The sequence below is a fragment of the Psychroserpens sp. S379A genome (assembly GCF_049800755.1).
Lineage (GTDB): Bacteria > Bacteroidota > Bacteroidia > Flavobacteriales > Flavobacteriaceae > Psychroserpens.
This window is the reverse complement of record NZ_JBNAFQ010000002.1, coordinates 386,470-398,696: the sequence shown is the minus strand read 5'-3', so window position 1 is coordinate 398,696 and position 12,227 is coordinate 386,470. Positions and strand designations below refer to the sequence as shown.

The following is a 12,227-nucleotide window of genomic DNA, read 5'->3' as shown; positions in this document are numbered from 1 at the left end:
TTTAACTTACTAATCTACAATTTTATTTTAACCTGCAAATGCCTAAATTTGGTAAGATTCTGTTAATTTCGAGGAGTTGTGTTAAAATAAAGACCAATTCAAAACACTATATTGATGAAAGACCTTAAATATCTCGCTGCATTTTCTATTCCTATTATTGCTTGGGTTGGATTGTTCTTTAAAGGAAGTCTTGTGTTTTTAACACCAATTTATGCGTTTATAATAATCCCTTTACTTGAATTAATCTTTCCTTTAGATACACGTAACCTAACATCTGAAGATGTGAATCAAAAACTTAAAAACAAAATTTTTGATTGGTTGTTATATCTCAATTTACCAATCGTTTATGGTTTGTTGTTTTTTGGAATATATGAAGCTTCTACAAACAACCTTGCGACTTATGAACTTGTGGGAATGATTGTGTCTGTTGGCATTGTTTTAGGTGTTAATGGTATTAATGTTGCTCACGAATTAGGACATAGGCTAACCACAAACGAACGTTTTATTGGTAAGGCTTTGCTCCTACCTTCACTGTATATGCATTTTTATATCGAACATAATTTTGGTCATCATTTACATGCAGCTACACCTGAAGATCCAGCAACAGCAAGATACAACCAAAACGTATACTCCTTTTGGTTTACTTCGGTGTTTAGACAATATTTAAGTGCGTGGAACATTCAAAACAAATTGCTAAATAATAACAATAGAAACGTCTTTTCAATCAAAAATGATATGCTATGGTATGCCGTGTTTCAGCTTTGTTATTTGATTATTATATATTTTATATTCGGAAAAATTGGACTTCTATTTGCTGTTTCTGCTGGAATAATTGGCTTTTTGCTTCTTGAAACCGTCAATTACATTGAGCATTACGGATTGATTCGCCTTAAAACAAAGTCTGGTCGTTACGAGCGTGTAAAAGAAATTCATTCTTGGAACTCTAACCACATCATAGGAAGAATCGTGCTTTACGAATTAACCAGACATAGTGATCATCATTTTAAATCTTCAAAGAAATATCAAATTTTAGATTGCCATGATGAAAGTCCGCAAATGCCTTATGGTTATCCAACTTCAATGGTATTGGCAATGTTTCCGCCTTTATGGTTTCACATTATGAATAAACGTGTGCCAAAAGAAATGATTTCTGCTTAAGCATTTCTATTCTTAAATATCGTTTTATCTTTGCAGTCATAAATTAAAAACCATGACCAAAGACGTTCGTGTGCGATTTGCACCAAGCCCAACAGGACCTTTACATATTGGAGGTGTTAGAACAGCACTTTTTAATTATTTATTTGCTAAAAAACATCGCGGAACGTTTGTGCTTCGGATTGAAGATACAGATCAAAATCGTTATGTTGAAGGCGCTGAAGATTATATTGTTGAGTCTTTGAATTGGTGTGGCATTCCTTTTGATGAAGGTTCAGGTAAAAACGAAACCTTTGGACCATACAGACAAAGTGAACGCAAGCATTTATATAAGCAGTATGCAGACAAACTCATTGAAAAAGGTCATGCTTACTATGCTTTTGATACTCCTGAAACTTTAGATTTTCATAGAAAAGACCATGAAGCAAAAGGAAAAACCTTCATCTACAACTGGCATAACCGATTAAAATTAAGTAATTCCTTATCACTTACTAAAGACGAAGTTAAAGCTAAATTAGAGGCTGGAGACGACTATGTAATTCGGTTTAAGTCACCACAGGATGAAACCTTACACCTTAAAGACCTGATTCGTGGTGATATTAAAATTGACACTAATATTTTAGACGATAAAGTACTATTTAAAAGTGATGGTATGCCAACCTATCACTTGGCAAATATTGTTGATGATCATTTAATGGAAATCTCTCATGTAATTCGTGGAGAAGAATGGTTGCCTTCATTAGCTTTACATTATCAATTATACAATGCTTTGGGTTGGGAAGCACCTCAGTTTGCACATTTACCTTTAATTCTAAAACCAACAGGAAAAGGAAAATTAAGTAAGCGAGATGGTGATAAATTAGGCTTTCCTGTATTTCCTTTAGAATGGACAGATCCTAAATCTGGAGATGTTTCACGTGGTTATAAAGAAGATGGCTATTTTGCTGAAGCGGTTGTGAATTTCTTAGCATTTTTAGGTTGGAATCCAGGAACAGAGCAAGAAATTTTTAGCTTAAGTGAACTTATCAATGCTTTTGATTTAGATCGTGTTAATAAAGCTGGAGCACGTTTTGATCCTGATAAAATCAAGTGGTTTAATCATCATTACATGCAAGAACAAGATAATTATCGTTTAGCTGTTGCATTTCAAAATTCTAAAAGCGAATTGTTAGAAATCGACACGCAATACATTGAAATGGTTGTTGCTTTAGTTAAAGAAAGAGCCACATTTGTTAGTGATTTTTGGGATTTGAGCCATTTCTTTTTTGTTGCTCCAAATACTTATGATGACAAAGCATTAAAAAAAGCTTTAAAAGAAGGAACAGAAGACATTTTAACAACAGTAAAAGAATTGATTGATGGTGTAGAAGATTTTACAGTTGAAAACCTTCAAAATACTATAAAAGATTGGATTACTTCAAACGAAATAGGCTTCGGAAAAGTGATGATGCCTTTACGTTTAGCACTTGTTGGCGCATTACAAGGACCAGATGTGTTTGATATTATTTATATGATAGGTAAGGCAGAAACCATTAAGCGTATAGATAGTTTAATTGCTAAAGCTTAAATGATAGCTTTAAAAAGAGGAATCCGACAGAAAAGTCTCGTATAAAACCAAAAAAGATTCTTCCACTATTGCTCAGAATGACAACAAAGTGTTGAAAATATATCTAAAACGTAATCATCAAGGCAAAAGCCAACATCGTTTGATTGCCTTCAAACTTTTTTGAAGAAGGTGTTGTAGTTAAATCTTCGTCGTTTAGTTTTCTTAAAATATTTGTAAATCCGTAGCTATAGGTTGCTCTTAATTTAAAGTTACCTATTCCTGCTGATGCACCTACTACTCCATTAGCATTAAAAGGAGCAATGTCGCTTATATCTTCAGCTATTAAGCTATCGTAACCATTGATAAGGAATTCTTCTTGATTGCTGTCTTTAAGATCTAGCTTTCCGTTGTATTGTAGTTGCGGACCAACATCAAGTGTAATATTATCACTAAGTAGTTTCACGTGAAGCATAAACGCTAATTGCACAGCCATAACATCATATTCTATCATTTCGGTTTGAAGAGGTGTGCTAAGAGAACGGCCTTCAATTTCAATAGAATTTTGAGAGAGTTGCAAACCGTAACTCACAGTATACCATTTATGAGGAATATCGACAGTAGCAATCATTCCACCAATAAATCCAGAACCGCTTTTGGTTTTAAAATTATCGGTTGTAATATCATATTGAGTTAATCCTCCTATTAATCCAATCCCATTTTTAATGGTATATCGTTTGTGCTGTGCATTACTTATTGTAACAAAAGCCATACAAAACACTACTAATATTATAAACTGCCTTTTTTGCATATCTCAAATGTGTGATTTGAGCAAATATAACTTAATTTAGTAACTGATTATTTCATCTAACCATTTAAAAAACTCATTATGGGCCAATTTATTTTTATTCCTATTATTTTTTTCAGCTTAATTATATTGATTTCTGCATTCTTTATTGTTAAGCAACAAACAGCTGCAATTATTGAACGATTTGGTAAATACCAAATTATTAGACATTCTGGTTTGCAGATGAAAATTCCTCTTGTAGATAGAATTGCAGGAAAATTAAGTCTTAAAATTCAACAATTAGATGTCATTATTGAAACTAAAACATTAGACGATGTGTTTGTGCGATTAAAAGTATCTGTGCAATACAAAGTGATTAGAGATAAGGTCTATGAAGCGTTTTACAAACTTGATTATCCGCATGATCAAATTACCTCTTATGTATTTGATGTGGTTCGTGCCGAAGTTCCAAAAATGAAACTTGATGATGTATTTGTTAGAAAAGATGATATTGCCATAGCAGTAAAATCTGAATTAAACGACGCCATGATAACCTATGGTTACGACATTATTAAAACCCTTGTAACAGATATTGATCCTGATGCACAAGTAAAAGAAGCAATGAATAGGATTAATGCCTCAGAACGTGAAAAAATAGCAGCGCAATTTGAAGGTGATGCAGCGCGTATTTTAATTGTAGAAAAAGCAAAAGCCGAAGCAGAAAGTAAACGTTTACAAGGACAAGGTATTGCAGATCAACGTCGTGAAATTGCTAGAGGTTTAGAAGAATCGGTTGAAGTGCTTAATAAAGTTGGCATCAACTCTCAAGAAGCTTCTGCATTAATAGTTGTTACCCAACACTATGATACCTTGCAAGCCATTGGAGGAGAAACCAATAGTAATTTAATATTATTACCAAATTCTCCGCAAGCAGGAAGTAATATGCTTAATGATATGGTGGCTAGTTTTACTGCAAGCAATCAAATTGGTGAGGCAATGAAAAATGCTAGTAAGAAAAAGGAAGACTAAAATTATAACTCTTTAAAAACTATATAAGCTTCAAGATAATTCTTGAGGCTTATTTTATGAAAAAGGATGTCGCTCTTCCCAATCTCTAACTGGGTTTGCGTATTTTACTGCTAGCTTCAATACTGTATTTGCAATAAAATTATTGGTGTGTTTTAAATGAATAAACATTTGATATGGCTTCGCTCCTATTGAGCTTTTAATTTCCATGGCTGTTCTTGCAAAAATCACTTGAGAATACTTGTTTTCAATACCAAAAAAAGCCATATCAAACAACATGTTTAAATACATTTGATGTTTGTGTTGAAGCTTAGGATTATAGCCTAAAAAATAGGTTTCAAGTTTATCATTGTTTTTAATAAGTGTATAAAATCCGATTAATTGATGGTCTAAAAAGTATCCAAAAAGTTTAAAATCGTCTTGAAGCTCTTTTTTTAGTTGATAAAAATGATTGTTGTGTAATTTAAAAGAATTAACTCCAGCGTTATCAGATACATTTTCGTAAAGTTTGTAAAGCTCGTCAGATAAATTCTTAACATCAATTAAAGTCAACGCTTTACATTCAATATTTTGGCCTTTTTTACGTGCTGTTTTATATCTCCTTCTGTATTTTTTGTTAAAATCTAACACATAATCTTCAGACGACAACCAATGATTTTTAATTTCAAAAATCATATTGGGCTGTGCTTGAGCCTTATAAAAATTATGTTTTTTAAAGAAGCTTGTACTATTAAGAAATGTGTCATTTTCAAAATAATCTTTGAAAGCGATAATACGTATTTTCTTATTGAATTGTTTTCTTATAACTTTCGTAAGTTCTTTAAGACCTTCAGATACTTGGTTTAAATAAATATCTTGCGTTATCCTTTCAGTATTGTAATACATGCCATGTTGACCAGTATGCATAAGGTTACCAACGATTAAAGCATTGCCTTTAACAATTTTTGAAATAAGAACCTTTCCGCAGCGTTTAAAGAATTTGTTAGAAGTCTTTCTAAACACATCATCTAAATACATTTCAACACGCTGAATAATTGCTATTCCCACGAGATTATTAGAATTAAAAACACCTAAAAAATAAGTTGAAATATTTGTAGGACTAGAGGCTTCTAATGCTTTTAAAAAAGGAGTTTTTAAAAACACGTCTTGCACTGGAAGTTCGTCCCAATATTCAGGTAAATCTGAAGTTGAATGATATAATTTAAAGTGTGTCAAATGATAAAATAAAAAGACTGAAAATGTATGTTTTCAGTCTTTTAAAGTTCTTTTATGTTATAGAATTAAACCCAACCACAAACGATGGCTCCCATAATTGTAAGGCACAAGGTCCAATAACCAGCATTAATAAATGTTAGTTTCCAACTTTTTCTTTCAAATAATCCATTAGTTGCCATAATTGGAAATACTAAAAAGATTCCAGCCATTGCACCATGTAAAGCACCATGTTTAAATGTTCTAAAAGCATTTCCGTAGTCAGCCATAAACGCTTCATACGAAGGCAAAGCCGTTTCAATTTCACCACCAATCATGCCTAAGGCTCCAAATTGATGTATCGTTAAAAATTGAGTGAAAAAGGCAAGTAGAATTGACAACACAAATGACAATCCGAAAATAACAGCCATATTACCACCTTTCATTTTTTCTTCTGTCATTCCAGATTCGCGCATCCAAGCATTTTGAAAAAGCATTGGACCATACCAGATAAACCCTAAAACCATAGGTACTACTGCAGCAACAAGAACTGCTAAAAAATTTAATTCCATGATATAAATTGATTATAGTTAGTGTTATAAATATAAGTAAAATCGAATAGCTTTATTAATTTTTAACGTTTCTGAAATAAACTAAACGCTAAAACTTATATGTTTTATAGCAATTACATCGCTTTGGCTTCGGTAACTAAAAGTTCATTTTTATCCTCTAAGGCTTTCGTGATAAAAGCATCAATGTCAGCATTACGTTCTAATCCATTTTTAAGCAGAATACTGAGGGTTAACATCGTTGCAATTCGCGTTCCTACTTTTTTAACAGCTGTGTTGAATAAAGGTTGTAAATCATCATAATTAACCTCTTCGGCAAGTTTTAGAATCTCAGCTTTAACTTTTTCACGTTTTTCTTCAGGTAAATTAGTGTATTTCTTTCCGAGTTGTTTAATAACTTCAATTGCTGGACGTTGCTGTTGTGGTTGTTTAGGTTTATTTTGATGTTGTTGAGTTTTAGGCTTATGTTTCGCCCAAGAATCTCTTAAACCAACGGTCTTATTAAATACTAAATGCTCTGGAGCAGAATCATCATCTACATTAAAATACCCAATACGTTGAAATTGAAAACGCTCTCCTACTTCAACATTAGCCAAACTAGGCTCTATAAAGGCTTCAATAATTTTTAAGGAATTTGGATTGATAAATTCCATAAAATCTTTGTCTTGATGACTATCTGGAGCTTCGTCCATAAACAAGCGATCATATTCCCTAACCTCAACTTTTATTGCATGAGGAATAGATACCCAATGCAATGTGCCTTTTACTTTTTTAGAGGTATCTTCAGAATAGGTACAATGAATTTCTATAATGTTTCCATCGGCATCTTTAACAACACGTTCACCTTTAATGATGTAAGCGTTTTTTAAACGGACTTCACTTCCTAGTTTTAATCTAAAAAACTTATTACTTGCTTCTTCTTTAAAATCTGATTTCTCAATGTAAAGTTCTCTAGAAAACGGAACTTTTCTTGAACCCGCTTTATTATCTTCTGGATTATTTTCGGCATCAAACCACTCATCTTTTCCTTCAGGATAATTAGTAATCACTAATTTTACTGGATCTAAAACAGCCATTACTCTTGGTGCTGTTTGATTTAAGTCTTCACGAACACAGAATTCTAAAAGGGAAACATCGATGACATTTTCTCGTTTAGCTACACCTACTTTTTCGATGAATTTTCTAATAGAGTTTGGTGTATAACCACGACGACGCAATCCTGAAATGGTAGGCATTCTTGGGTCGTCCCAACCAGATACGTGACCTTCTTCAACCAATTTGAGTAATTTACGTTTACTCATAATGGTATAACTTAGGTTTAATCGCGCAAATTCGCGTTGCTTGGGAAGCATAGGAAGGTTTTTTGAAGCATAACCATATACATGCTCCTTAAACCAATTGTAAAGTTCTCTATGAGGTTTAAATTCTAGTGAACATAAAGAGTGAGAAATTTGTTCGATATAATCACTTTCGCCATGTGTCCAGTCGTACATTGGATAAATGCACCACTCATCACCTGTTCTGTGATGATTTTTCTTTAAAATACGATACATGATAGGATCTCGCATCAACATATTTGGATGCTGCATATCTATTTTAGCACGAAGAATGTGTTCACCTTCATTAAATTCGCCATCCTTCATACGTTGAAATAAATCTAAGTTTTCCTCAACCGTTCTATTGCGATAAGGTCCTTCAACACCAGGTTGTGTTGGAGTGCCTTTCTGCTCTGCCATAGCTTCACTAGACTGAGAATCTACATAGGCTTTTCCATCTTTAATTAACTGAACAGCCCAATCGTATAATGTATGAAAATAATCTGAAGAATATAATTCATTTGCCCATTCATAACCCAACCATTTAATATCTCGCTTAATAGCATCAACATATTCTTGCTCTTCTTTTGCTGGATTGGTGTCATCAAACCGAAGGTTTACAGGTGCATTATAGGTTTCTCCTAAACCAAAACTAATTCCAATAGCTTTTGTATGACCAATATGTAAATAACCATTAGGTTCAGGCGGAAAACGAAAACGCAACTTATCTTTTGATAAGCCATTTGCTAAATCTTCTTCTATGATATGCTCAATAAAATTGAGTGATTTTGTTTCTTCAGACATACGTACAAAATTATTGCACAAAATTAAGTAATTATACTATTTGTTAGTTATAAATCTCACCTAGTTTACCTAATTTTATAGAAAAATTAAGCATGAAGAAAATCTTAATGTTTATTACGCTTATAAGCACTCTACAAATAGTACATTCTCAAGACACAAAAAAAGTACTGTTTCTAGGAAATAGTTATACAGCTGCAAATAACTTACCTAACCTAATAAGTCAGATGGCTACAAACACTGGAGACGTGCTTATTTACGATTCTAATACACCTGGAGGACATCGATTAATGAATCATGCAAGCAATAACACAACAACTAATAAAATTAATTCAGATGATTGGGATTTTGTAACCCTTCAAGCACAGAGTCAGGAAACATCTTTTTCACAAGCTCAAATGGAAATTGAATTATATCCATTTGCTTCTCAATTAGTAAATACTATAAGAACAAATTATAACTGCTCTCAACCTTTGTTTTATATGACTTGGGGAAGAGAAAACGGAGACAATAATAATTGTGCTTTTATTCCATGGGTGTGCACATATGAAGGTATGGATGATGCTATTAGAAGCGCCTATATTTTTATGGCTGAGGAAAACACTTCAGAAGTAGCTCCTGTAGGTGCTATTTGGCGATATCTAAGAACAAATCATCCAGAAATTGATTTATACACCAATGATGGTTCTCATCCTTCTCTTGCAGGTTCTTATGCTGCTGCATGTGCGTTTTATACCATGATTTTCAAAAAAGACCCAACCTTAATTACTTGGAATTCTTCACTTAATGAAACACATGCAAATACTATTAAACTAGCGACAAAAACTATAGTATACAATATAATTAATGATTGGGATTATACAGCAAATTTCAACTATACTATAGACGATAATTATGTGACTTTTACAAATGACTATCCAGCAGATTCTGTAAGCTGGAATTTTGGCGACGGACTTAATTCTGTGGAGGATAATCCAACACATATTTATGAGTCGATTGGAGATTTTGAAGTTATCTTAACCATTACCTCGTGTGGTCGAACACATGTTGTTACTAAAACTGTAAGCATAACAAGTTTAAGCATCAATGATTATTCTTTCGAAAAAATTGTAGTCTATCCCAATCCTGCTTTAAACGAATTACACATTAAAGGAATAAATAAGTCTCACTTAAAAGCAAAACTTTATAATGTTTTAGGTCAAGAAATAAAATCTTTTATGGTTATTGGTAACACTACTCTATCTATTTCTGATATTGAAAACGGAACTTATTTTTTAAAGATATTTCAAAATAATAACACCTCGATTATTAAAAGAATAATTAAACAATAACTTAAGCAATTTAAATACCTTTACACTTTAAATGTAGTTAGAATGGGAATTATAAAAGTTGAAAATATACGGGTTTATGCCTTTCATGGTTGTTTAACTGAAGAAACCAAAATTGGAAGCGATTATCGTGTGGATCTAGAAGTTAAAGCTAATTTGAAAACCTCAGCAACTACAGATGAATTAGCTGATACTGTTGATTATGTGCTTTTAAACAGGATTGTTAAAGAAGAAATGCAACAGCCATCAAAGTTATTAGAAACTGTAGCGAAACGTATATTAGATCGTATTTTTAAAGAGGATACATTAGTTAAAAAAGCAACTATTAGTGTGAGTAAACTAAATCCGCCAATTGGTGGAGATGTTAAAATGGTAACGATAAAAATGACTAAAAGACGAAAAAACTAAGGGTTAATAGTGTAAAATGGTATTTTTTTTTACATTTGCCTTCCTTACTTTTTATAAAGTATATAAATGGCGTCTTGGCCGAGTGGCTAGGCAGAGGTCTGCAAAACCTTGTACAGCGGTTCGAATCCGCTAGACGCCTCAAAAACCTTCAAGTTTTTACTTGGAGGTTTTTTGTTTTATCATAAAGTAATCAAGAATTAATATTAAACTTGAGCTAATAACACCAAAAGTAAACATGATATTACCAAATGGCCAACGTTGAATTTTAAAAAGAATGCCAATTATTATTAATAAGATTGAAATTACTAATATTCCATAGTAAAAGAATTTAAGTACGTTATTACCTTTAAACTGTCTTTTAGAAAAGTAACTCAAGCCTTCTTTTATAAACCACCAGCAAAACAACACAAAGACGATGATGTCTAAAACATAAGGCAAATCGATAAGGTGAAATGCTGTATTGCTATAACTTAAAAACCAAAACAAAACTAAGGCTAGTTTAACATAATCGAGTTGCACTTTATTTATTTTTAATAAAAAACGAATGCAGTACAAAAGTGCAACTAAAATACTTCCGATAAGCATTAATTGTTGTGCATATGGCCAATGCATTACTTTAAACAAAGCACCATAAATTATGATTACGAGTGCTAATCGTAATGGTAAGCCTAATTTTTTTAATCTTTTGTTTTCCATTATTCTATTAGATTAATTAAACCACACAGCATAACGTTGTCGCCTTAACTCTAGAGCTAGAATTTCTTCCATTTTTAAGGCTTCAGCTCTGGTTTTTAATGGTGGAATATGATTGTATAAACTTGGTCTTAAATAAGAACCATATTTTTCAACAATACTAGAAGAAAGTTTATATCCTTTTTTATTACGATAACCTGTTTTGTGTTGTTGAAATCGTTCTTTAGGTGTTTTGCTAGTCATACCAACATACAGGCATTCTAACACACCATTAAATTGCGGATTCGCTGCTCTAAACTTTCGATTTTCGGTGAAAACCTTTTTAGATAACTCAACAACATATATGCGATACTCAATTTTAGACAAGATATTATAAGCGATTTTCGATTTGCTCTTGAATTTTTTCTTTGCCTTTAGGAAATAAACCTTGAACTAAGAGCAAAACACCAAATCCGAGAATAGCTAAAGCAACAATCTTTTTGGTTTTATAAATAAGTCTAGGTGTAAGTTTATTTTTTAATCGTTTTGCTACAGCAATTTTAACCAAATCTGTCAAAAAATAAACTGTAAGCATGGTTACAATAAATACTGTAACACCATTTTTAGATTCTGTAATAGAGCTACCTATAACAATAAAACCAAGCCAACCAAGTAATACTCCAATATTGATAAAGTTTAAAAGAAACCCTTTAATAAATAGTTTTCCGAAGGCATTTTTAGGCATTTCTACTTTATGGTATTCTCTTACAATAGATCGAAATGACTTAGAGGTTTTAATGAATGATATAAATCCGTATGCCACTAATAAAACACCTCCAAATATTAAGAAGTTTGGATCATCTTTTATTTTATCAATAAGTTTATTAGTGCTATAAAATGCAACTAAAATAAAGACTATGTCTGCAAAAATAACACCTAAATCGAAGATTAAAGCGCTTTTAAATCCTTTTGTAGCACTGGTTTCTAACAGTACAAAAAATACTGGACCAATAGTGAACGCAAGAATGATTCCGAAGGGAATTGCTGCTAAAATATCATCAAACATAGATAAGACCTAACTTTCCTACAAATTTAATAAAAAAGAACCTATTGTTGTTAGTTTATCTATACTACTGAAACTGCTGTTCCTGTAACTGAAACAAAAAAGTAAGAACCACTTACGGTTTCGATATCGACACTAATCCCAACGACAGCATTTGCTTTTAAATTGTTAGCATTGGTTTGTAATTTTTGAAATGCTTGCTCTTTGGCTTCGTTCATGAGATCTTCAATAATCTGCATGTTTTTATCATTTTTAAAGGAAAATTTTGTTTTAAGCTCTGAAGATGTTCCTGTAACAATGCCTTTATATTCGGTAATTTTAAAACCTTCGATGTTATTTGTTGTGGTAAGTATCATATATAAGAAATG

Annotated in this window: 13 protein-coding genes and 1 tRNA gene; 6 read left to right on the top strand and 8 right to left on the bottom strand. The window is 32.2% G+C overall.

The window, feature by feature from the left end:
- Positions 1-114 precede the first annotated feature (114 nt).
- Positions 115-1,158 carry an alkane 1-monooxygenase gene (locus ACP15M_RS06555; RefSeq protein WP_425076385.1) on the top strand — a complete coding sequence of 348 codons (1,044 nt, stop codon included), beginning with the start codon at positions 115-117 and terminating at the stop codon, positions 1,156-1,158.
- Positions 1,159-1,210: 52 nt separating this feature from the next.
- A complete protein-coding gene (gltX, locus tag ACP15M_RS06550; RefSeq protein ID WP_425076384.1) occupies positions 1,211-2,722 on the top strand; it encodes a glutamate--tRNA ligase in 1,512 nt (503 codons plus the stop codon).
- A gap of 103 nt (positions 2,723-2,825) precedes the next feature.
- Here gltX and ACP15M_RS06545 read toward each other — a convergent pair whose 3' ends face one another.
- Positions 2,826-3,470, bottom strand: coding sequence for an outer membrane beta-barrel protein (locus ACP15M_RS06545; protein WP_425076383.1), 645 nt, complete (start codon positions 3,468-3,470; stop codon positions 2,826-2,828).
- 117 nt (positions 3,471-3,587) lie between these two features.
- On the opposite strand from ACP15M_RS06545, the gene ACP15M_RS06540 reads away from it, so the two are divergent.
- Complete coding sequence (locus ACP15M_RS06540; protein ID WP_425076382.1) at positions 3,588-4,514, top strand: SPFH domain-containing protein; 927 nt, start codon at positions 3,588-3,590, stop codon at positions 4,512-4,514.
- A gap of 54 nt (positions 4,515-4,568) precedes the next feature.
- On the opposite strand, the gene ACP15M_RS06535 is transcribed toward ACP15M_RS06540, so the two are convergent.
- The 3 genes from ACP15M_RS06535 to ACP15M_RS06525 form a co-directional block, all read right to left on the bottom strand.
- The gene (locus ACP15M_RS06535) at positions 4,569-5,726 is read right to left on the bottom strand and encodes a GNAT family N-acetyltransferase (protein WP_425076381.1); all 1,158 of its coding nucleotides are present in this window, start codon (positions 5,724-5,726) and stop codon (positions 4,569-4,571) included.
- Positions 5,727-5,791: 65 nt separating this feature from the next.
- Entirely contained in the window at positions 5,792-6,274 is a 483-nt protein-coding gene (locus ACP15M_RS06530; RefSeq protein ID WP_425076380.1) for a DUF1761 domain-containing protein, read from the bottom strand.
- A 113-nt stretch (positions 6,275-6,387) separates the two neighbouring features.
- The gene (locus ACP15M_RS06525) at positions 6,388-8,391 is read right to left on the bottom strand and encodes a glutamine--tRNA ligase/YqeY domain fusion protein (RefSeq protein WP_425076379.1); all 2,004 of its coding nucleotides are present in this window, start codon (positions 8,389-8,391) and stop codon (positions 6,388-6,390) included.
- 92 nt (positions 8,392-8,483) lie between these two features.
- On the opposite strand from ACP15M_RS06525, the gene ACP15M_RS06520 reads away from it, so the two are divergent.
- From ACP15M_RS06520 to ACP15M_RS06510, 3 genes are all read left to right on the top strand, one after another.
- Positions 8,484-9,719: a T9SS type A sorting domain-containing protein gene (locus ACP15M_RS06520; RefSeq protein WP_425076378.1), complete on the top strand. Its 1,236-nt coding sequence runs from the start codon at positions 8,484-8,486 to the stop codon at positions 9,717-9,719.
- 42 nt (positions 9,720-9,761) lie between these two features.
- Complete coding sequence (folB, locus tag ACP15M_RS06515) at positions 9,762-10,124, top strand: dihydroneopterin aldolase (protein ID WP_425076377.1); 363 nt, start codon at positions 9,762-9,764, stop codon at positions 10,122-10,124.
- A gap of 68 nt (positions 10,125-10,192) precedes the next feature.
- Positions 10,193-10,263, top strand: a tRNA-Cys gene (locus ACP15M_RS06510).
- A gap of 17 nt (positions 10,264-10,280) precedes the next feature.
- Here the strand turns inward: ACP15M_RS06510 and ACP15M_RS06505 are convergent.
- From ACP15M_RS06505 to ACP15M_RS06490, 4 genes are read right to left on the bottom strand one after another with little or no spacing between them, the layout of a single operon-like run.
- Positions 10,281-10,820 carry a GldL-related protein gene (locus ACP15M_RS06505; RefSeq protein WP_425076376.1) on the bottom strand — a complete coding sequence of 180 codons (540 nt, stop codon included), beginning with the start codon at positions 10,818-10,820 and terminating at the stop codon, positions 10,281-10,283.
- A 12-nt stretch (positions 10,821-10,832) separates the two neighbouring features.
- Positions 10,833-11,183, bottom strand: coding sequence for a ribose-5-phosphate isomerase (locus tag ACP15M_RS06500; RefSeq protein WP_425076375.1), 351 nt, complete (start codon positions 11,181-11,183; stop codon positions 10,833-10,835).
- A gap of 4 nt (positions 11,184-11,187) precedes the next feature.
- A complete protein-coding gene (locus tag ACP15M_RS06495; protein WP_425076374.1) occupies positions 11,188-11,862 on the bottom strand; it encodes a LysE family translocator in 675 nt (224 codons plus the stop codon).
- A 59-nt stretch (positions 11,863-11,921) separates the two neighbouring features.
- A complete protein-coding gene (locus ACP15M_RS06490; protein WP_425076373.1) occupies positions 11,922-12,215 on the bottom strand; it encodes a YbjQ family protein in 294 nt (97 codons plus the stop codon).
- Positions 12,216-12,227: the final 12 nt, after the last annotated feature.